This window comes from Pseudoalteromonas sp. SD03 (assembly GCF_040937955.1).
GTDB classification, from domain to species: domain Bacteria; phylum Pseudomonadota; class Gammaproteobacteria; order Enterobacterales; family Alteromonadaceae; genus Pseudoalteromonas; species Pseudoalteromonas tetraodonis.
The window spans coordinates 387,571-408,768 of the sequence record NZ_CP162514.1 but is presented as its reverse complement, the minus strand read 5'-3'; the positions used below and the strand labels follow the sequence as shown (position 1 = coordinate 408,768).

Annotated in this window: 23 protein-coding genes, 3 tRNA genes and 1 riboswitch; of the genes, 9 read left to right on the top strand and 17 right to left on the bottom strand. The window is 41.7% G+C overall.

Going from position 1 to position 21,198, the window contains the following annotated elements; translation table 11 throughout:
* Window positions 1-56 precede the first annotated feature (56 nt).
* From ABZP26_RS01870 to ABZP26_RS01860, 3 genes are all read left to right on the top strand, one after another.
* On the top strand, window positions 57-491 hold the full coding sequence (locus tag ABZP26_RS01870; RefSeq protein ID WP_013463967.1) for a transcriptional repressor: 435 nt from the start codon (window positions 57-59) through the stop codon (window positions 489-491).
* Window positions 492-554: 63 nt separating this feature from the next.
* Entirely contained in the window at window positions 555-1,022 is a 468-nt protein-coding gene (locus ABZP26_RS01865; RefSeq protein ID WP_013463966.1) for a chemotaxis protein CheX, read from the top strand.
* A complete protein-coding gene (locus tag ABZP26_RS01860; protein WP_024601659.1) occupies window positions 1,019-1,447 on the top strand; it encodes a secondary thiamine-phosphate synthase enzyme YjbQ in 429 nt (142 codons plus the stop codon). Before ABZP26_RS01865 ends, ABZP26_RS01860 begins: the two co-directional genes overlap by 4 nt.
* Before the next feature lie 148 nt (window positions 1,448-1,595).
* Here the strand turns inward: ABZP26_RS01860 and ABZP26_RS01855 are convergent.
* The 4 genes from ABZP26_RS01855 to orn form a co-directional block, all read right to left on the bottom strand.
* Window positions 1,596-1,671: transfer RNA gene (locus tag ABZP26_RS01855), tRNA-Gly, on the bottom strand.
* Window positions 1,672-1,777: 106 nt separating this feature from the next.
* Window positions 1,778-1,853, bottom strand: a tRNA-Gly gene (locus ABZP26_RS01850).
* Between the two features lie 207 nt (window positions 1,854-2,060).
* A tRNA-Gly gene (locus ABZP26_RS01845) sits at window positions 2,061-2,136 on the bottom strand.
* Between the two features lie 97 nt (window positions 2,137-2,233).
* On the bottom strand, window positions 2,234-2,779 hold the full coding sequence (gene orn, locus ABZP26_RS01840; RefSeq protein WP_028834530.1) for an oligoribonuclease: 546 nt from the start codon (window positions 2,777-2,779) through the stop codon (window positions 2,234-2,236).
* Window positions 2,780-2,901: 122 nt separating this feature from the next.
* Between orn and rsgA the strand changes: the two genes are divergently transcribed.
* On the top strand, window positions 2,902-3,960 hold the full coding sequence (gene rsgA, locus ABZP26_RS01835; protein ID WP_013463964.1) for a small ribosomal subunit biogenesis GTPase RsgA: 1,059 nt from the start codon (window positions 2,902-2,904) through the stop codon (window positions 3,958-3,960).
* A gap of 14 nt (window positions 3,961-3,974) precedes the next feature.
* Entirely contained in the window at window positions 3,975-4,841 is an 867-nt protein-coding gene (gene asd, locus ABZP26_RS01830; protein ID WP_016900290.1) for an archaetidylserine decarboxylase, read from the top strand.
* A 109-nt stretch (window positions 4,842-4,950) separates the two neighbouring features.
* Here the strand turns inward: asd and ABZP26_RS01825 are convergent, their stop codons facing one another.
* From ABZP26_RS01825 to ABZP26_RS01790, 8 genes are all read right to left on the bottom strand, one after another.
* Complete coding sequence (locus ABZP26_RS01825; RefSeq protein WP_368485606.1) at window positions 4,951-5,706, bottom strand: ThiF family adenylyltransferase; 756 nt, start codon at window positions 5,704-5,706, stop codon at window positions 4,951-4,953.
* A gap of 4 nt (window positions 5,707-5,710) precedes the next feature.
* Window positions 5,711-7,237 carry a thiamine phosphate synthase gene (thiE, locus tag ABZP26_RS01820; protein ID WP_368485286.1) on the bottom strand — a complete coding sequence of 509 codons (1,527 nt, stop codon included), beginning with the start codon at window positions 7,235-7,237 and terminating at the stop codon, window positions 5,711-5,713.
* A 12-nt stretch (window positions 7,238-7,249) separates the two neighbouring features.
* Entirely contained in the window at window positions 7,250-8,041 is a 792-nt protein-coding gene (locus ABZP26_RS01815) for a thiazole synthase (protein ID WP_013463960.1), read from the bottom strand.
* Between the two features lie 4 nt (window positions 8,042-8,045).
* On the bottom strand, window positions 8,046-8,240 hold the full coding sequence (gene thiS, locus ABZP26_RS01810) for a sulfur carrier protein ThiS (protein ID WP_033104272.1): 195 nt from the start codon (window positions 8,238-8,240) through the stop codon (window positions 8,046-8,048).
* Window positions 8,241-8,247: 7 nt separating this feature from the next.
* Entirely contained in the window at window positions 8,248-9,249 is a 1,002-nt protein-coding gene (locus ABZP26_RS01805) for an FAD-dependent oxidoreductase (RefSeq protein WP_368485285.1), read from the bottom strand.
* A gap of 103 nt (window positions 9,250-9,352) precedes the next feature.
* Complete coding sequence (thiC, locus tag ABZP26_RS01800; protein WP_368485284.1) at window positions 9,353-11,305, bottom strand: phosphomethylpyrimidine synthase ThiC; 1,953 nt, start codon at window positions 11,303-11,305, stop codon at window positions 9,353-9,355.
* A gap of 142 nt (window positions 11,306-11,447) precedes the next feature.
* Window positions 11,448-11,554: riboswitch (TPP riboswitch) on the bottom strand.
* A 100-nt stretch (window positions 11,555-11,654) separates the two neighbouring features.
* Window positions 11,655-12,053, bottom strand: a complete 399-nt coding sequence (locus ABZP26_RS01795) for an META domain-containing protein (RefSeq protein ID WP_013463956.1) — start codon at window positions 12,051-12,053, stop codon at window positions 11,655-11,657.
* Between the two features lie 126 nt (window positions 12,054-12,179).
* Complete coding sequence (locus tag ABZP26_RS01790) at window positions 12,180-12,578, bottom strand: acyl-CoA thioesterase (RefSeq protein WP_368485283.1); 399 nt, start codon at window positions 12,576-12,578, stop codon at window positions 12,180-12,182.
* A gap of 102 nt (window positions 12,579-12,680) precedes the next feature.
* Between ABZP26_RS01790 and ABZP26_RS01785 the strand changes: the two genes are divergently transcribed.
* Window positions 12,681-14,780 carry a TonB-dependent receptor gene (locus ABZP26_RS01785; RefSeq protein ID WP_368485282.1) on the top strand — a complete coding sequence of 700 codons (2,100 nt, stop codon included), beginning with the start codon at window positions 12,681-12,683 and terminating at the stop codon, window positions 14,778-14,780.
* A 101-nt stretch (window positions 14,781-14,881) separates the two neighbouring features.
* Here the strand turns inward: ABZP26_RS01785 and epmA are convergent, their stop codons facing one another.
* A complete protein-coding gene (gene epmA / locus ABZP26_RS01780; protein ID WP_013463953.1) occupies window positions 14,882-15,856 on the bottom strand; it encodes an elongation factor P--(R)-beta-lysine ligase in 975 nt (324 codons plus the stop codon).
* Between the two features lie 60 nt (window positions 15,857-15,916).
* On the bottom strand, window positions 15,917-16,483 hold the full coding sequence (gene efp, locus ABZP26_RS01775) for an elongation factor P (RefSeq protein ID WP_010390517.1): 567 nt from the start codon (window positions 16,481-16,483) through the stop codon (window positions 15,917-15,919).
* 40 nt (window positions 16,484-16,523) lie between these two features.
* On the opposite strand from efp, the gene epmB reads away from it, so the two are divergent.
* Window positions 16,524-17,537, top strand: coding sequence for an EF-P beta-lysylation protein EpmB (gene epmB / locus ABZP26_RS01770; RefSeq protein WP_041695590.1), 1,014 nt, complete (start codon window positions 16,524-16,526; stop codon window positions 17,535-17,537).
* Here epmB and ABZP26_RS01765 read toward each other — a convergent pair.
* Window positions 17,534-17,743, bottom strand: a complete 210-nt coding sequence (locus ABZP26_RS01765) for a hypothetical protein (RefSeq protein WP_013463951.1) — start codon at window positions 17,741-17,743, stop codon at window positions 17,534-17,536. The two genes, epmB and ABZP26_RS01765, sit on opposite strands and share 4 nt — an antisense overlap.
* 116 nt (window positions 17,744-17,859) lie before the next feature.
* Between ABZP26_RS01765 and ABZP26_RS01760 the strand changes: the two genes are divergently transcribed.
* Entirely contained in the window at window positions 17,860-18,150 is a 291-nt protein-coding gene (locus ABZP26_RS01760; RefSeq protein WP_013463950.1) for a hypothetical protein, read from the top strand.
* Between the two features lie 55 nt (window positions 18,151-18,205).
* Here ABZP26_RS01760 and ABZP26_RS01755 read toward each other — a convergent pair whose 3' ends face one another.
* Window positions 18,206-18,691: a DUF3016 domain-containing protein gene (locus tag ABZP26_RS01755; RefSeq protein WP_013463949.1), complete on the bottom strand. Its 486-nt coding sequence runs from the start codon at window positions 18,689-18,691 to the stop codon at window positions 18,206-18,208.
* Window positions 18,692-18,942: 251 nt separating this feature from the next.
* Here ABZP26_RS01755 and galE point away from each other — a divergent pair, with 251 nt between their 5' ends.
* Window positions 18,943-19,959 (top strand): UDP-glucose 4-epimerase GalE, encoded by a 1,017-nt coding sequence (gene galE, locus ABZP26_RS01750; RefSeq protein ID WP_013463948.1) that lies wholly within the window; start codon window positions 18,943-18,945, stop codon window positions 19,957-19,959.
* A 72-nt stretch (window positions 19,960-20,031) separates the two neighbouring features.
* Here galE and zapE read toward each other — a convergent pair whose 3' ends face one another.
* Window positions 20,032-21,141: a cell division protein ZapE gene (zapE, locus tag ABZP26_RS01745; RefSeq protein ID WP_013463947.1), complete on the bottom strand. Its 1,110-nt coding sequence runs from the start codon at window positions 21,139-21,141 to the stop codon at window positions 20,032-20,034.
* Window positions 21,142-21,198 lie beyond the last annotated feature (57 nt).

Here is a 21,198-nt window from a genome sequence, read left to right as displayed (position 1 = left end):
GCTGCAACTACAATACAGTATGTTAGTATATCACGGCAAAGTAAGGATGAGAGAAGATGAATATAGAATCACTCGTAAGTAAAGCAAAACAAGTATGCGACAACCGTGGTGCGCGATTCACACCTATTCGCGAAAAGGTATTTCGTTTATTAGCAAGCGCTCAAGGTGGTGTGGGTGCATACGATTTGCTAGAGCAATTAAAAGTCACTGAAACAGGCGCAAAACCTGCGACAATTTATCGTGCTTTAGACTTTTTAGCAGAACTCGGTTTTATTCATAAAATTGAAAGCACTAACGCATTCATGTTGTGTCATCACTTTGATCATATTCATCCTGTTCAATTACTAATTTGCGATACATGTGGGTTTGTTAAAGAGCTGCATTCAACAGTAATTTCACATGAGCTCAATAACTTAGCAGCCGAAAGTGGCTTTGTAGTTTCTGGGCAAACCATAGAAGCACACGGTAAATGTGACGCTTGTCGAGCATAGCTGAGCGACTATAGCTATACTTTACGTATACCCTCTATCAGTACCAATTTAAGGATATATAATATGAATGTAGAGTTCATTAATCCCTTTTTATCTTCTTTGATGAATGTATTGAGCACCATGGCTCAAACTCAGTTAAAACCAGGTAAACCTCGCATTAAAACCGATGAAGTAGCCTGTGGTGATGTATCGGGATTAATTGGTATGGTTGGCCCCCAAACTCGCGGTTCATTTTCAATAACCTTCGACGAAAGTTTAGCGCTGACTATAATGGAACGTATGTTAGGTGAGCGACCTGACAGCGTAAATGAAGAAGTCACTGACATGGTCGGCGAAATAACCAATATGGTCACCGGTGGTGCTAAAAACCTATTAGGTGAAAAAGGCTATGACTTTGCCATGGCAACCCCCATTGTTGTGTCTGGTAAAAACCATACTATTACGCATAAAAGTGACGGCAAAAAAATTATTATGCCATTTACCAGTGATGCAGGTAATGCAAACATTGAAGTGAGCTTCGATAAGCTATGAGCTGGTCGCAAACCACGATTACATTAAAGCCTCGCTCGCGGGGCTTTCACTTAATTGATAACGACATACTGACTAAACTCCCACAGCTGAGCCAACTAAAAATAGGTTTATTACACTTATTTATTCAACACACCTCTGCCAGCTTAACCATTAATGAAAATGCTGATCCGACCGTGCGTATGGATATGGAAAGCCACTTCAATCAGTTTGTACCTGAGCGCCAGCCTTATTATCGTCATGACTATGAGGGCGATGATGATATGCCTGCTCATATCAAAACCAGCACTTTAGGTTGCGAGTTAACGATACCTATTAATGATGGTCAATTAGCGCTGGGGACTTGGCAAGGAATATACTTAGGCGAACATCGCGACCATGGCGGGGCTAGGCGTATTATTGCCACTTTGCAAGGCGAAACGTTTTAGAGCTAGGTTTTAGGTTTTACAACACAGATCGTTCGCATCCATTGAGCACTTCAAATCTAATAAAAATTATATAAATTAAATTTATAATGATTCACATGTGGATTATTGTTTGCTATTTGAAAATGAATATCTGGAAAGTAAATAAGATTGGAGCGGTACACGAGGCTCGAACTCGTGACCTCGACCTTGGCAAGGTCGCGCTCTACCAACTGAGCTAGTACCGCATTATATGAAGATTCTAGGTCCTAGGTTCTGTCAAAATTAAACCTTGTTCCTTTCGCCTTTCATCTTGAATCTTTATTTCTACTACAATTTCTTTTGGTGAGAAATTGGAGCGGCACACGAGGCTCGAACTCGTGACCTCGACCTTGGCAAGGTCGCGCTCTACCAACTGAGCTAGTGCCGCATTCAAAATAGTCAGTAATTCGTCCGTTAGTGCGCGACGGGTCGCGTCCTACATTCTGGCAACTGAGCTAGTGCCGCATTCAAAATAGTCAGTAATTTGTCCGTTGGTGCGCGACAGGTCGCGTCCTACATTCTGGCAACTGAGCTAGTGCCGCATTATATCAATTTTAACTTTTCATCTTGAACTACAATTTCTTTGGTGAGAAATTGGAGCGGCACACGAGGCTCGAACTCGTGACCTCGACCTTGGCAAGGTCGCGCTCTACCAACTGAGCTAGTGCCGCATTCAAAAGTCAAAGCTCAAACACACTAACCCCGCGGGGGTTATCGTCTTGAGCGGGGCAGGATTCTACAATAATTAGGGTGCTTTGCAAGTATTTTTTATAAATTAAAAAACTTTTCTCGGTAAACCTTTAATTCCATAATCGAATCTTTAATGTCGTCTAACGCTAAATGTGACCCTTTTTTATTCACTTGAGCCAATACATCTGGTTTCCAACGACGAGCAAGTTCTTTAATGGTACTTACATCTAAATTACGGTAATGAAAAAAGTCTTCAAGCTCACGCATATACTTATTCATAAAACGACGGTCTTGGCCAATCGAGTTACCACACATAGGTGAAGCACCCGCTGGCACCCATTGCTTTAAAAACGCGAGGGTTTGATCAACGGCATAAGCTTCATCGAAAGTACTTGCCTTACAACGCGCTGTAAGCCCTGATTTGCCATGCTGAGTTGTACACCACTCATCCATACCATCAAGTAGTTCATCACTTTGATGAATGGCAATGGTTGGGCCTTCGGCTAATATATTCAGATCAGCGTCAGTGACAACAGTTGCAATTTCAAGTATTTTGTCAGTCTCTGGTTCAAGTCCGGTCATTTCCAGATCGAGCCAAATTAAATTTGATTTATTAATAGTCATAATTACCTTAAACGGTGCTTTTCTTTAGATCCAACGCATTTCGATATATCATATTAGCATCAACCGTCGAGCTAAAGCTTTTTTTGGCAAACTCGGCATTTAACTCAGGTTATAGGCCTCAAGTGGCAAAACAGAAAAAATTAAGTAAAGGCCAATCCCGTAGGATCAAGGCCAATCATCAAAAGCGCTTATCGAATGCCGATACAAAACCGGCAAAAGTCGGCGCGCAAGAATGGCAAACAGATAATTTAGGTCAAGTGGAAAATGCGATTGTTATTAGCCGCTTTGGACAACATGCCGATGTAGAAACACAAAACGGTGATGTATTACGTTGTAATATTCGTCGTACCGTATCGAACTTGGTTTGCGGCGATGAAGTATTGTTTCGCCGTGCAAAAGTAAGTGAAGGTGATTTAGCGGGTGTTATTGAAGCAACTCAAGAGCGCCGTTCACAACTCACGCGCCCCGATTTTTATGATGGGGTTAAAGTGATTGCCGCTAACATTGATCAAATTTTAATGGTTTCAGCGGTACTGCCAGAGTTTACCCCGAGCATTATTGACCGCTATTTAATTGCCTGTGAAGACATGGGTATCGAACCCATTTTAGTACTTAATAAAATTGATTTAATTGATGAAGCTGGTTTAAACGAAATACAACAAATCCTCGACATTTACCGTAAGCTTAATTATCAGGTGCTGCTAGTTAGTAATATAACTGGCGAAGGCATTAATGAGTTAAAAGAAGTACTTGCGGGCAAAAATAATATTTTTGTTGGTCAAAGTGGCGTGGGTAAATCTACCTTAGTTAACACTGTACTGCCAGATGCTGAAATTTTGACTAAAGAAGTGTCTGAAAACAGCGGGCTTGGCCAGCACACCACCACGGTATCGCGTCTTCATCATTTACCGAGCGGGGGTAATTTAATTGACTCACCGGGAATTCGTGAATTTGGCCTATGGCATTTAGATGTTGAACGCGTCACTTGGTGCTTTAAAGAATTTAGAGAATTTATAGGCGGATGCCGGTTTAGAGATTGTAAACATTTAAACGATCCGGGCTGTATAATTAAACAAGCGGTAGCCGATGGCGATATTTCAAAATTACGCTTTGAAAGCTACCACCGTATTTTAGAAACCATGGCCGATGGCCGTGCAGGCGCTCGTGCGCCCCGCGTATAATAAGGGAATAACCTGTGAGTTTAGATAAATTTAAAATCGCCATGCAGTATGCCATGCCAAAACACTTTATTTCTCGTGTGGTAGGTAAACTTGCTGCAGCAAAAGCCGGTGCGTTAACAACCACATTAATTAAATTATTTATTAAACAATATAAAATAGATATGAGCGAAGCTAAATATTCAGATCCGGCTCATTACAAAAGCTTTAATGAATTTTTTACCCGTCCGTTAAAAGACGGTGTGCGTCCTATGGTTGAAGATGACGATATTATTATTCATCCAGTAGACGGCGCAATTAGCCAACTAGGCGACATTGTTGATGGTCAACTTATTCAAGCTAAAGGCCACGATTACAGCTTACAAGCATTGTTAGGTGGATCACAAGACGACACAACCCCGTTTTTAGGCGGTAAATTTGCAACTATTTACTTAGCCCCAAAAGATTACCACCGTATTCATATGCCAATTGATGGCACGCTAAGCAAAATGATTTATGTACCGGGCGATTTATTTTCAGTAAACCCACTTACCGCTCAAAACGTACCAAATTTATTTGCCCGTAACGAGCGTGTAGTGGCTATTTTTGAAACTGAAATTGGCCCGCTAGCTATGGTTTTAGTAGGCGCAACCATTGTTGCCAGCATAGAAACTATTTGGGCTGGCACAGTGACTCCACCAGCTGGCAGTGATGTGTTTAGCTGGAACTACCCAACTAAAGGCGAAAACGCGATCACCCTTAAGAAAGGGGAAGAAATGGGTCGCTTTAAATTAGGCTCAACGGTTGTGCTCGCATGGGGTGCGAACAAAGCAGAAATATTAGACGATCAACTCCCAGAGGTAGTTACTCGTTTAGGCACTGCCTTTGCAAAAATTGATGATTAATAGGTAGTGTCAGTTCGAGCTAAAAAAAACACCGCGTTTATTTTCAATAACCGCGGTGTTTTTTTCTTGTAGACGGAGAGCTTACTCACGTTAAAAGCCAAGCTTTTCATTACTCATACCCGCCACACTCTTTACACGCTAAATCCTTAGTCATCTTAAAATGCTGTTGCTTTAAGCTTAATGCGTCAAACGTTATAAACACATTCCCCTTAAAATGACCTAACAACATATTGAGGGTTAATTGTGCCTGCATTGACCCAACAATCCCAAGTAAAGGGCTAATTACCCCGGCATTACTACAATTTATAACCGGTGCATCGCTACTTTGAGGGAAAACACAGCCGTAACATGGGCTGTCACTTTGCCTAAAATCAAACCCCATTAATTGCCCTTGAGTTGCCAGCGCAGCCCCTGTAATTAAGCGAGTGTTATTAGCAATGCAATAGCGATTAACCGCATAACGGGTACTAAAGTTATCAGAGCAATCAAGCACTATGTCGGCGTTTTTTAAGAGCAACGCACTGTTGGTATCATCCAGCTTTTGAGTGTGAGTTATTATATTTATTTGATTGTTAAGGCTCGCAAGCACTTTTCCAGCCGCGCGAACTTTGTTTTGCCCCAAATGATTTACTTTATAGAGCACTTGGCGCTGCAAGTTAGACAGTTCAACTACATCGTCATCAATTAAAATAAGCGACCCAATGCCAGCTGCCGCTAAATACAGCAGCGCAGGACTACCTAAGCCACCTGCACCAACTACGGCAACCGTTGAGCGTTTCAGCATTAACTGCCCGTCAAGCCCCACTTCATCAAGTAATATGTGGCGGCTATAACGCAAGGTTTCTTTGTCATTTAACGTTTGCAACGTATCAGTCATGTTTCGTATTAATCGCGGTTTGCAGTGATCTAATTGCTGAAACATGATCAGGCGCTTCACTAATGGCACGTACCACAGCTACGCTACCAACCCCCGTATTTGCTACTTCAGTTGCGCGGCTTAAATCAATACCGCCAATAGCGACTGTAGGGTAACTCTGCATAAGCGGTACAAATTTATTGAGCTTTTCAAGCCCTTGTATTTGCCCTGTCATGTCTTTGGTCGTCGTTGGGTAAATAGCACCAAACGCCATGTAGCTTGGGCGATAATTATGCGCGCGTAGCATTTCATAAAACCCATGGGTAGAGAGACCAAGTCGCAGGCCTGCTTCTTTTATAGCAACTAAGTTTGCACTCTCTAAGTCTTCTTGTCCTAAATGCACCCCATAGGCGCCATGTTTGATGGCAAGTTGCCAGTAATCATTTATAAATACCTGCGCATTATACTGCTCACCCAAAGTGACCGCTTTGGCAATCAGTTCATCTAGCTCATTCTGCGTTTTATTTTTAACACGAAGCTGAGCTGTTTTAATTCCTTGCTGTAAGCACTTTTCTAGCCATTCAATGCTATCAACCACACCATAGAGGCCAAGCTTTTTACTTTCACAGGCTGCAAAATCAGCAGCCATATTAAAATCAAGCGGCACATCAAAATCCAACTCATCACCTAACCAGCTACCCGGTTCAATCACCTGAGGGTAATGTGCTAAATCGGTAGGAAACTGCGTTTGTGCGACTGGCCCTATGCCCTCGCCATAGCGAACTGATTGCTTTAAACCTTGGTTTATATAGGCTTTAGCTAAAATAAACGCATCTTTTAACGGATAGTCTTTTGCAAGACACGCAGCAATTACTGACGCCATACTGCACCCTGTACCATGGCTATGAGGAACTTGAATTTTTTCATTACCTAGCCAATAGTCTTCAGCGTTTTGTGTGCAGTAATCAATGCAATACCCGCTTGGGTAATCCCAATGTCCGCCTTTAATCACCACCGCTTTTGCGCCCCACGCCATCAGCTTACTCGCCGCTTCTTTAATCGCTGCAGGGCCAATTAAATACACACCCGTTAATAACTGTGTTTCGTGGGTATTTGGGGTAATTACATCTACCAGCGGTAGTAAACATTCTTTTATCGCGCTTACGGTGTCTTCTTCTGTTAGTAAGTCACCGCTTGAGGCAATAGCAACAGGGTCATACACAATAACCGGCGGCGTTGGCCATTTGGTTTTGTAGTGGCTTATGTGCTCACTAATTAACTGAATTTGCTGCACATTGGCAAGCATGCCAATTTTTATCACTTTGGCTTTCATGTCTTTTTCAAGTGCAAGCAACTGAGATTCAATAATATCGGTAGACACTGCATTAATAGCCTCTACACCTAAGCTATTTTGAGCGGTAAGCGCGGTGATTGCTGTACAAGCATGTACACCAAAACTTTGCATTGCCTTAATATCGGCTTGAATACCCGCGCCGCCGCCAGAATCAGAGCCAGCAATTGTCCACACTACGTTTGTCATATTTTTATTTCCTTACTGCTGATGCCAAAATGGCATACCCATTGTTGGGGTTGAGGGGGTTGCAACGTCTTTTTCGGGCATTGCTTTGGCATTGTATGCAAAGCGCCCTGCCTCTACCGCAGCTTTAAATGCACGGCTCATAGTCACTGGGCAACCCGCCCCTGCAATGGCTGAATTTAATAATACAGCATCATACCCTAATTCAAGTGCTTGGCAGGCATGCGATGGTAAACCTAACCCGGCATCAACAATTAATGTTGTATTAGGCAGGCGTTCTCTAATGGTTTTTAAATTATAACTATTTAACAATCCTTTACCGGTGCCAATAGGCGCGCCCCACGGCATTAGCACCTCACAGCCTAATCCATTCAAGCGCTGACACAGCACTAAATCATCAGTGCAATAAGGCAGTACTTTAAACCCATCATCAATCAATATTTTTGTGGCTTCAAGTAATGCAAAGGGATCGGGCTGTAAATTATAGTCATCGCCTATTAATTCAAGTTTTATCCAATCGGTAGCAAATACTTCTCGGCACATTTTAGCTAGGTTAATAGCCTCTTTGACGCTGTGGCATCCGGCAGTATTAGGCAGTATTTTTAAACCGGTGTTTTTAATTAATTGCCAAAAATCATTCCCTGCCGCCGCGTTTTGTTGTCGTCTAAGTGACACGGTGACTATCTCAGCACCTGAGGCTTTAATCGATTGCGTCATGATATCTGGTGACGGATATAACGCAGATCCAATTAACAAGCGACTATTGATTGGCTCACCATAAATTGTTAAACAGTCTTTGCTTTGCATAGCACTATCCACCTTGGATAGGTGACAATAACTCAATACTGTCACCTTCATTTATAACAACATGGCTATGGCGACTCTGAGGAATAAACTCTCCATTTACAGCCACGGCATAAGGCGCCATTGCACCAACGTTTTTTACTATTTCCAGCAGCGCATGGCTAGTCACATTTAAAAGCTCACCATTAATTGTAATGTTCATTTAATACTCACTCTATTTGCGATAATGCTTGTGCCACAAGCGCGGGTGCCAACATATAACCGTGGCGATACAAGCCATTGATACTGATAACCTTGCTCGTTTTTTTTATCTGTGGGCGATTATCGCTAAACGCTGGGCGTAAGCCTGTTTGAATATTTAATAATCGCGCTTCGGCAAAGCCACTGTGAATAGTGTAGGCCGCCGATAATAGTTCAAGGGTTGAGCGTACAGTTGCAGGACCTGTATCTTGCGATTCGATCTCCGTTGCCCCTATGACATATTCATGATTAGGTTTAGGTGCAATATAAATAGGGTAACGCGGATGCATTAATCGCACAGGCCGCGTTAAGTTAACCTCAGGGGCGTATAACCTTGCCACTTCCCCGCGCACACCTCGAAGTGGCTGATCTTTTTTTGCGCCAAGCCCTCTGCAATCAATAATATAATCAAACGGACGATTATTGACTTTGTCATCAAAAATACTGACGCGTTGATTAAACACAAACTTTACTTTGCGCTTATTTAGCAACCTAAAGCTGGCTTTATAAAAGGCTTGGTTATCTATTTGCGCTTCACCGGGTAAAAATAGCCCTTGATTAAAACGCCCTGTAAGCTCAGGTTCTAAATCCGCTATTTGCTGCGTATTAACCGCTTTGGCACTAAAATTTAGTAACGGCTTTATTCGCTGCGCAAAACTTTGTAAGTCACCTTTATCCTGCGGGTGAGCAACCACTAGGGTGCCCTGCTGTTGAAAGAACACCTCACTGTTTAATTGCTCTAAAATAGCAGGCCAGCGAGCAATAGAATCTACTCCCAATAGCGCTAAATCATGTTCACACATAACCGATTCAGCTAGCGGTGCCAGCATAGCCGCCGCCACTTTACCCGCACTATTTTGGGTATGCTCATCATCAGCTTCAAATACAGTAATACGGTGCTGCTTACTTAACTCAAGCGCCGCCAACCGCCCCGCTAAACCAAAGCCCACCACAGCAATGTCATAAAACATAAACACTCCTACATTTAGCTGCGAGCTGCGGGTCTCTGGCTTCGAGCAACAAGATGTTAAGATAAACATTTCGCTACTCGATGCTAGCAACTCGCAACCTATTTTATATTGCTTTATGGTAAATCTCTGAGCCTGTTTGTTTAAACTCTTCAGATTTAGCTTTCATCTCGGCCTCTACATCTACCATTTTGATTTCAATGGCATCACCCACGTTATTAGGATCAATACCGCGCGCTTCTAGATCTTTGGCGTAGTCACGTACTTCTTGGGTTATTTTCATCGAACAAAATTTAGGGCCACACATGGAGCAAAAGTGGGCTACTTTACCTGATTCTTGTGGCAGTGTTTCATCATGGTATTCACGAGCGCGAACAGGGTCTAAACCAATGTTGAATTGGTCGTGCCATCTAAATTCAAAGCGTGCTTTTGATAAAGCATTGTCTCGCTCTTGTGCACCGGGGTGACCTTTGGCTAAATCGGCGGCATGAGCGGCAATTTTATAGGTGATAAGGCCTTCTTTAACGTCTTCTTTATTTGGCAAACCTAAATGTTCTTTCGGTGTTACATAACACAGCATGGCACAGCCATACCAAGCTATTTGCGCAGCCCCAATCCCTGAGGTTATATGGTCATACCCTGGTGCAATATCTGTGGTGAGTGGGCCTAAGGTATAAAACGGCGCTTCGTCACAATGTTTAAGTTGCTCTTCCATATTGGCTTTGATCATATGCATAGGCACATGCCCAGGGCCTTCTATGAACACTTGTACATCATGCTTCCAAGCTATTTTAGTCAGTTCGCCTAAGGTACGAAGCTCACTAAATTGCGCTTCATCGTTAGCATCGGCAATAGAGCCCGGACGCAGACCGTCCCCTAGTGAAAAACACACATCGTATTGTTTTAAAATTTCACAAATATCTTCAAAGTGGGTGTATAAAAAGTTCTCTTTATGGTGCGCTAAACACCATTTGGCCATAATAGAGCCGCCACGCGACACAATACCGGTTACGCGTTTTGCTGTCATAGGGACATAGCGCAAAAGCACGCCGGCATGAATAGTAAAGTAGTCAACTCCCTGCTCTGCTTGTTCAATTAAAGTATCGCGGAATATTTCCCACGTTAAGTCTTCCGCTACACCGTTTACTTTTTCAAGTGCTTGATAAATAGGTACGGTACCAATAGGGACTGGCGAATTACGCACTAGCCATTCACGGGTTTCGTGAATGTAACGCCCAGTTGATAAATCCATTACGGTGTCGGCACCCCAACGGGTTGACCACACCATTTTTTCAACTTCTTCTTCTATGGATGAACCAACTGATGAATTACCAATATTGGCATTTACTTTAACTAAAAAGTTGCGACCAACAATCATAGGTTCGGTTTCTGGGTGATTAATATTGTTAGGTAAAATAGCGCGACCACGCGCTATTTCAGCACGCACAAATTCAGGAGTAATAAACTCAGGAATACTCGCCCCAAACGATTCCCCTTTATGTTGTGCCGCGAGAAGCTCTTCACGTATTTGCGCACGCCCCATGTTTTCACGTATCGCTACATATTCCATTTCTGGGGTAACTATCCCTTGGCGGGCATAATGCATTTGGGTGACATTTTGACCCGCTTTTGCACGGCGAATTTTTGGTAAATGCTCAAAGCGAATATGATCAAGCCCATCGTCAGCCATACGCTGCTGCGCAAACTGTGAGGTAACTGACTCAAGTACTTCAGTATCACCGCGGCTTTCAATCCACTGCTCACGGTATTTATCAAGCCCTTTACGTACATCTAATTCAAAATTAGGATCGGTATACGGGCCAGATGTATCGTAAACACGCAGCGGCTCATTCGACTCATACACGGGGTTTTCATCTGTGCCACCTATGAATGTATCGCTTAATGTTATTTCGCGCATACCCACACGCACGCCTTGCTGGCTTCCTTCAACATACACTTTATGAGAGCTTGGAAATGGTTGACCCGTTAGGTTATAAATATAGTCAGATGCAGCAGCACGAGTTTCTCGGCGCGACGATTTGTTTGTAGTGTTTGACATGACTTACCTTATTGCTTAAGGGTTGTCTTGCCAGATATTCCAATGGAATAGAGAAAGATCGTAAAGTAGCTTTATGCCACTTTGCAGCCTAAATTGACGGGTTTGATGTTGTTGTACGCATAAAAAAAGACGCACAAGCGTCCCGTTTAGGCAGCTTGTTCCCTACGCAGGTATTAACCTGATCAGGTTCACGGATCCCGCTTTCGCGATCTCAGCCTAAATAAAACTTAGGCACTCCGACAAGTAGTTAAATTGTTCGTTGATTTGATAATGTTTTAATCAAATCTGCTATGAGTGTACGCCAGTTGAAAATTCCCTGCAAGGGGCTGTTTTTCAAAATGTGTAAAATTTACTTAGGGATAAACACAAATTTTTGCTCGCCTTGCATCACCAATTTTTGGTCTTGCAGGTTAAGCTCGGCACCTTGCTTAAGCGCTTGTAAAAACTGCTGTTCAAACTCATCCAGTTCAGGGCCGCATGATTTGCGTGTCATACCTAATTTACTTACGCTCAAGCTGCTATCTTCAAGCGAACCTTCACCAAAAAACTTATTGCATCCGGCAAAGCCATTTATTTGTAGCGCTTCTATAAAGCTCATTGATGCTTTAAAAGATGCGGGAATGGCCAAACCATCAACCTTTGATAATTGCCATTGTGTATATTTTAGCTGCTCAGTGGTAACTGTCCCTGTTGATGCGCAACCAACACATAAACCGATTACAAGCATCGGTATTGCTGCTAATTTCATGTTACTACTAACTTATTGTCTAATTAGTGTAATAGTATCAATATTTGTCAGGTTTATCCGTTAAAAATGCATGTTTTAAATGTAAATTTTTGTTCTAAGCTAGTTTAAAAGCAGTGCTATTTGGAATTATGCAATTGCTTGGAATAAGTTATCTATCTGTGGTGGTAAAAATGGCCGACCTTTCTCATTAACCGATGTACCAATAACTAAGGCATTGAGCATCATTTTTTCATCTTCTTTGCGCACTACCGTTTGTTTAAATGCAAACTTAAGACGACTAATACGCACAGGCTCTACCGCCACATAAAACTCATCTCCAGGCAATAGGGAATGTTTGTAATCCATTTCACTGCGTATCACCACTAAGTTAATTTTATCTTTCGCAAGTTGTGCAAAATCAACGCCGTGTGCGTATAAAAACTCGTGGCGAGCGTGCTCAAGATAATTAAAATAAACACTGTTATTCACAATACCTTGTAGGTCACATTCGTAGTCGCGTACCTTAAAGTCTACTTTAAAGGTCATATTAGTAATCCAAATTATTTAACGTATAATTGCCGCGTTTATAGCACAAGTGTTGAAATAATTGCTACCATACAAGTCCCTAAAATGGAGTTAAGTAACCTAATGAACTTACGTTTGTCTTTAATTACAGCCACGTTATTACCCCTGCTCGCAGCACCTATATATGCTAACGCAGATGACACCGAACTAGAGAAAATCATTGTTACCGGTGACTTTCAGCAAGAAAGCATTCAAACATTAAGCGCCAGTGCCAGCTTATTTTCTGAAAATGAAATGAATCAACGTGGTGCAACGTATTTAGACGAAATGTTAGCCAGTGCAGCCAATGTAAACTTTGCTGCTGGTGCGTCTCGCGGTCGTTATATTCAAATTCGCGGTGTCGGTTTACGCTCGCAGTTTGTTGACCCGATAAACCCATCTGTGGGCTTAGTAATTGACGGTATTAATTATTCAGGCTTAGGTGGTAGTTCATTATTGTTTGATATTGACCAAGTAGAAATTTACCGTGGTCCTCAAGGTACGCGTTTTGGTGCAGATGGCATGGCGGGCATGATCCAAATGCAATCAGCTAATGCAACCAGCGATCCTAGCTTAAAATTACATTTAGGTGCTGGCACTTATAACAGCCACGAAGCAGGCCTTGCCGCTAGTACAGGCTTAACAGATGACACCAGTGCCCGCGTTAGCTACTTTCGCAGAAAGTCTGACGGCTACGTAGACAACCTTTATTTAGATAAACCCACTCAAGATCAAGATGAGCAAGTTGCACGCTTTAAATTAAACAGCCAACTCACAGCTCATTTAAATTCAGAACTTAACCTGCATTATATTGATATTAATAACGGCTACGATGCATTTACTCTTGATAATTCTCGCAACAGCCTTGCTGATCAACCAGGCGAAGATAATCAACAAAGTTATGCTATTGGCCTGAATAATACTTACACTGGTTTTGATGCCTTTGATGTCAACTTAAACCTTTCAGCCATTGATACAGAACTTTTTTATAGCTTTGATGAAGACTGGGTGTGTAACGATACTAATAAGCCGCAATTATGTGCCGCCGGTTTGCATCCTGATGGTTATAGTTCAACAGATATTTATAGCCGCGATCGTGATGATCAAGCGCTCGATCTGCAATTTACTGGTAAAGCAGGTAACTGGGTTGCGGGTATTTATTATCAAAACCGTGATGTGGATTTAGAGCGTCAATATACGTGGTTAGTCAACCCGTTTGCTTCAACCTATGAAACTAATAACATTGCAGCTTATGGCCAATTAGCCACAGCAATTGGCCCAAAAACTACGCTTATTACTGGTTTACGAGTTGAGCAATATCAAGGAGATTACACCGATAGTAACGGTTTTATTGAAGAAACTGACGATATTATGCTCGGTGGTAAAATTGCACTTGAATACCAAGTTATTGACCGTACCATGATTTACACCAGTATCACCCGCGGTTACAAAGCTGGTGGTATTAATTCAGAAGCGCTAGCAAAAGCAAAAGATGAAGGTTTAAGCTTAGATGCTGATTTTTTCAAACAGCATACCAGCTTTGATCCAGAATACTTGTGGAGTGGTGAGTTTGGCGTTAAAGGTTCATCGCTAGATGACAAGTTTACCCTGCGCTTAGCGGCATTTTATATGCACCGCGATAATATTCAATTAAAGTCGTGGCAAGTATCAGATCAACAATTTACCGGTTATGTCGCCAATGCCAGCTCTGGCAGCAACTACGGTCTTGAAATTGAAGGCAGCTACTTACTTACTGATAATTTACTCATTAGCGGTAGCGCTGGCTATTTAGATACGAAAATAAACGACTTTGTCACTAAGTCGGGCTTAAACCAAGATGGCCGCGAGCAAGCACAAGCGCCTAAATACCAATACGCATTTAGTGCACGCTACAATGTTACTGATGAGCTATATGCAATGTTAGGCGTTGAAGGAAAAGACGATTATTACTTCTCAGACAGCCATAATGCACAAGCTCCAAATACAAACTTAGTAAATGCGAGCCTTGGTTACGAAGCAGAAAACTGGGCTGTTCGTGCATGGGCACGTAATGTGTTTGATGAAACCGTTCCAACTCGCGGTTTTGAATTTGGTAACAACCCGTTAGATGGTTATACAAGTCAAACTTACATTCAACTAGGTGAGCCACGTGTGGCCGGCGTTACGTTTACGCTTAATCTGTAATACAGCGAACCAGTTGTCAGTTCGAGAATAGAAAACACCGCGTTTAATGCAAACGCGGTGTTTTTTATCTGATAGCTGACCGCTAAAAGCAATTAGCTGCTTTAAGCTCTGGTCACATCAAACGCAATCACTTCTTTTATTTTTTGTTTATTGGTTGCTAGCATCACGAGTCTATCAATCCCTAATGCAACCCCCGCACATTGCTCTAAACCATGTTCCAATGCCGCAATTAAACGCGTATCCATAGGAACTTGCTTTAAGCCGTTAGCAGCACGATAGGTGTTGTCTTCGTTAAACCTTTTTGCTTGTTCTTTAGCATTAGTGAGCTCATTAAAGCCGTTAGCCAGTTCCATATTTTTATAATACAACTCAAAGCGCCCTGCTACTCGCTCATCGTGCTCACAAATTTGTGCCAGTGCCGCTTGTGATGCCGGAAAGTGATACACAAAACATGGCTTATCTTGTCCTATTGTTGGCTCTACTTTCATACAAAATAATAATTGCAGCAAGGTATCTTTATGAGTCTCGTTTTTAGCAATATCAGCAAAGCCATGTTCGCATGCGAGTTGTTGTAACTGCGTGATAGATACAGTTAATGGATCGACCCCTAACGCGCGTTCAAATGCCTGTTGGTAGGTAACGCGCTCTGCAGGCGCAACCTCAAGAATGAGCTGCATTAGCTCATCTATTTCGTCCATTAAAGCAAATTCGTCAAACCCAGGCCGATACCATTCAAGCATAGTAAATTCAGGATTATGATGACTGCCCGCTTCTTCATTTCGAAATGCCTTACAAAGCTGAAAAATAGCGCCTGAGCCGGCCGCTAACAAGCGTTTCATCGCAAACTCTGGAGATGTTTGCAAAAACAGGGGTAGCCCACCAGCATGGCCTGGGCCCACAAATGTAGTATTAAAGCTGGCTAAATGCACATCGGTTACACTGGCAGCACTTAAACTCGGTGTTTCGACTTCCATTACATTACGCTCATAAAAGAATTCCCGAATGCTGCGCATAATTGCTGCGCGTTGCTTAAGTATTTCTATGCTGGCACTCGGCTTCCAAAGATCTGCTGACATATTTTCTCCAAAAAAAATCCCAGCTTAAGCCGGGATTTAATTAATAAGACGCGTTGCTGCTTACTTAACACGGCTCACGTATTCACCATTACGAGTGTCTACTTTAATTACTTCGCCAATTTGTACGAATAATGGAACACGTACTACAGCACCTGTGCTAAGCGTTGCTGGTTTACCACCTGTGCCCGCTGTATCACCTTTAAGGCCCGGATCAGTTTCAGTAATCTCAAGCTCAACAAAGTTTGGTGGAGTTACAGCAATTGGGCTGCCGTTCCATAATGTAATAGTACATACATCGTTTTCAACTAACCATTTTCCAGCATCGCCCAGTGCTTTTTCGTCAGCAGCGATTTGTTCAAATGTTTCATTGTTCATGAAATGCCAAAATTCACCGTCTGTATATAGGTACGCTAAATCGGTATCCATTACATCAGCACCTTCAACCGATTCACCCGATTTAAAGGTTTTTTCAAGTACCTTGCCAGAGATAAGCTTACGGATACGAACACGGTTAAACGCTTGGCCTTTACCCGGTTTTACCATTTCATTTTCTAAGATACTGCAAGGTTCGCCGTCCATCATAATTTTTAGGCCGCCCTTGAACTCGTTGGTGCTATAATTCGCCATCGTTTCCTCTATTTATATTTTTCGAGTAATCTACGTGCCAATGATACAAAGAAATGAAGCAAATTTGCATAAAAACTGGCAAAAAGAATTAGCAAATGTAGTTACCTGCCCAAAAGTGTTGTTAGAAATGGTTGGTTTATCGAGCCAAGTCCATGAAAACGACATAAAAGCTCGTAGCTTGTTTCCTGTTCGTGTGCCATTGCCTTTTATAAAAAAAATTCGTCATGGCGATGCAAATGATCCTTTATTGCTGCAAGTTATGCCTCGCCATCAAGAATTTTTAACTAAGTCGGGGTTTAATAAAGATCCGCTACTTGAGCAAGATAACAATCAACCAGGTCTGTTACATAAATATAAATCACGTGTTTTAGTCATGTTTAAAACTGGTTGTGCGGTAAATTGCCGCTACTGCTTTAGACGCCATTTTCCTTATCAAGAAAACCAGTTAAATAAACGCAGCCTTATTGATGCATTGAGCTATATACAAGCTGATAAAAATATTAACGAAGTGATTTTAAGTGGTGGCGATCCACTAATGGCCAAAGACGATGCTATTAGTTGGTTTTTAGATGAGCTTGAGCAAATACCACAAATAAAACGGATGCGCATACACAGCCGCTTACCCGTTGTGATCCCTGCACGCATTACTGAACAATTATGTGAAAGATTAGCAAAGTCACCACTAAAAGTTATATTCGTGAATCATATTAACCATGCTAACGAAATAGATAGTGACTTTAAAAACGCCATGAACATGCTAAAACAAGCCAATGTACTGTTATTAAATCAGGCGGTTATTTTAAAAGATGTTAACGATACAGTTGATGCGCAAATAAACTTAAGTGAAGCCTTGTTTGATACAGACGTAATGCCTTATTACTTACACTTACTGGATAAGGTAGAAGGCGCAAGTCATTTTGATATAGATGAGGCACAAGCCATAAAAATAATGGCAGAGCTTTTAGAAGCCCTGCCAGGATTTTTAGTGCCTAAACTAGTAAGAGAAATAGGGGGCCAAAAAAGTAAAACCCCTATTGACCTCAAATTGGTTTAAACATAAACGTTTACATTATTCCCAAGTGTTGCAGTAACCGACTTAGCCGGTGTTTGTGCACTTGAGGTTTGTGTAGCACCTTCAATAAGCGCAAGTGCAGCGGCGCCATCAGCTTGCTGTTGCTTTTTAGATAAAGCAGCAGTTAAAACCTCTGCGCCTTGGCCTGCACCAGGGATTGTAGGTAGATTTCCACCTGATATATTCATAACTCACACCTGACATTTAACTGTAATACACGTATTATAGTCGCTGAATTGGTAAATTACTTTACCAACCCACTTAAGTATTTATCGGCAACATTGCACTAAGCTTTAGGAAAACCATGGATTCTATAATTGAACAACTCAACGCCAACTTAAAAATTGTTTACCGTCAGGCACTTGACGCTGACAAAAAACTCGATGAGTTACAACAGCAAGGTCACGGAAAATTTAAAGCCTTATTTGCCGAGGACGCTGGATTTAGTTTCGAAGCTAAACGTTTTAAGCCTTACGTGTTAGACGTTGCCGCTGATGTAGAAAGCTTATCGAGCGACGGTTTGGATGAAGAAAAACTAAAAAAAGCGGTTATTAAACTACAAAATTTACTAACGCTGTTAGCGACCTTTAAATAAAAATGAGCGACTTCTTTGCAAAGCATCTACCAAAGTAGATGCTTTGCATTATTAGCTAGATACGCGGTAAAATTTGCTCACCAAACCACTCTGTTAATAAGCGTTTTTCATAGTAAAATGCTTCGTCTCGACCTATTTTAATTTTATCCATAAAGCCCATATCTTTTAAGCTCACGTTGTCTTCTTGTGCAACAACACCACTTTCATTACTAAGCACATAGTTAAATTCAATCCGTGGAAAGTGAATGGGTTTAACCACCCGAATTTCGTTAACACCGCCATAGCGCACGTCACCAGCTAAATCTAAATCGGTTACTTCAATTTTTAAACTATAATTTTTAGGAAGCTGCTCACTGAGCTTTGCAAAGTGCTCATCAATATTTTTGGCAATTTGCTTGTGGTATGAGCCTTTAGTTTGGTTTGATGGGCGTACATCGCGATAATCATTAAAGTCATGCCATTTCACTTGTGCCTCACCCGCGCAAACAACACTCGGTAGTGCAATAAATATCAACATTGCTATTTTTTTAACTGAGTTCATACGTTTCTCCAACGAGTATGCTGATCATTATAATCAACTAAATATTTTACAAATTGCTATACCTTACTTTAGCAATTACATATGAACTATAACTTAATCTTTCTACTGCGGTGTTATTAAAATTGCACAAAATGTAATCAAAAGTACAGCTTGCGATGTTACGATTGCAAAACAAACAAAATAATACATGTAAAAGCTCAGTATTTATGGTGAAATTAACTTAATTGAACAGAGGTTTCCAAGGAGCATTCATGGCAATTTTAGTAACCGGTGGCGCAGGCTATATTGGCTCACACACCGTTTTAGAACTTTTACAGCAAGGCAGCGACGTTATCGTGATTGATAACTTAAGTAACTCCTCTGAAGAGTCACTTGAAAGAGTGAAAAAAATAACTGACAAAGCAATTACTTTTTATCAAGGTGATATTTTAGATAAACCCTTTTTAGACTCGGTATTTGCCAAGCATACCATTGAAAGTGTTATTCATTTTGCTGGCCTAAAAGCCGTGGGAGAATCGGTCGTAAAACCCATTGAGTATTATCAAAATAATGTACAAGGTACACTAACACTGGTTGATGCTATGCGTGATGCAGGTGTATTCAAACTGGTATTTAGCTCATCCGCCACTGTATACGGCGACCCAGCAAGCTTACCAATACGCGAAGACTTCCCCGTTGGCGGTACAACCAATCCATATGGTACGTCTAAACTAATGGTTGAAATGATGTTGCAAGATATCGCTAAATCAGATGAGCGCTTCGCGTTTGCTATTTTGCGCTACTTTAATCCTGTTGGTGCACATGAGTCAGGTTTGATTGGTGAAGACCCTAATGGTATTCCTAATAATTTATTGCCTTTCATTTCACAAGTTGCGGTTGGCAAATTAAAACAACTTGCTGTATTTGGCGACGATTATGATACGGTTGATGGTACTGGCGTTCGTGATTACATTCACGTTGTAGATTTAGCCCTAGGGCATTTAAAAGCACTTGATAAAATAGCCGCAGAAACCGGTGCGCTTGTTTATAACCTTGGTACAGGTAACGGCTATTCAGTATTACAAATGGTCAATGCGTTTATTAAGGCTAGCGACCAAGCAATCCCTTATGCGGTGTCACCTCGTCGCCCAGGTGATATTGCAGCCTGTTATGCTGCGCCAGAAAAAGCCCTTAGTGAACTAGGTTGGCAAGCAGAGCGTGGTATTGATGTCATGATGCAAGATACTTGGCGCTGGCAATCAAATAATCCAAATGGATATAAGTCATAAAGGCTTCTTTAAGTTATCAGCTTAAAATTAAAACACCGCATTTAAATTAAATACGGTGTTTTAATGTTGTACTTACCAATTTTGCATTTCTACAATCCGTGACTGGGTTCGCGCATATTCAAAACATAACTTTTTACCTTGGTATAACTCGTTTATGTCGGCCTGGGCATTAATTACTAGTAATTTGTGGCAATCGTAAAACTCATCGACTAAGGCAATAAAACGCCGTGCTTCATCATCGAGCGTATGCTCATCCAATTGCTGCTTTTCTCGCTGATAGCTATCTTCTATACCATGCACAATAACCTTACCGGTTGCTTCTTTGCCCATTATTGGCACATTCGCGATATATACTACCGAAAACTGTTCTGCTAAAAACATATAGTCATTGGCGCTGCGAGGACCTGCGCACAGTGCCATAAAATCAATCAGTAGTGCATCGTTAGTTTTTAATAAATAGGGAAGTGCTCGACCATGCACAGTCATTGTATTATCACGCGTTGCTTGAGGGTATGCGGATAAAAACCCAGCCTCAAATTCCGCGTGGGGCAAGTTAATAAAATAATGACGACTGCTTCTACCGTACCTGAAGCGGTGGTCTTCCTCCCCCGCTACGTTAATTACATGACAATGCGCATTTATTAAATCGATAGTTGGTAAAAATCGCGCGCGTTGCAAACCGTTGTAATAAAGTTGCTCGGGTTTTGCGTTAGAGGTTGCGACTAGTACCACGCCTTGTTCAAACAAAGCGTTAAATAACCGAGCCATGATCATGGCATCACCAATATCACTAACAAAAAACTCATCAAAGCACAGTACCTTTATCTCTTTGGCCCACTGTTTAGCTATTATTTGTAGCGGATTTTTATCCCCTTGTAACTTGGCCAATTGAGCATGAATTTTTTCAATAAAGTGATGAAAATGCAGGCGCTGCTTTTTTTCTGTGGGTAAGTTTTTATAAAATAAATCCATTAGCATAGATTTACCTCGGCCAACAGGACCGTATAAATATACCCCTTTGATTAACCGTGCTTTTTGCCACCAGCTTGTTGGCTGATTTAATTGCTCACTCAAAGACTGTAACGCACTCACGGCTTGGTGCTGCGCCGCATCAAAAACAAGCTCTCCTGATGAAACTTTGCGGTGGTACAGGCTTAAAATTTCTGTGCTGGGCTCTGTCATGGTATTTCACTATCCGCTATACTCGCGGCCATTGTAGCCGACTAAAAATGTGAACAA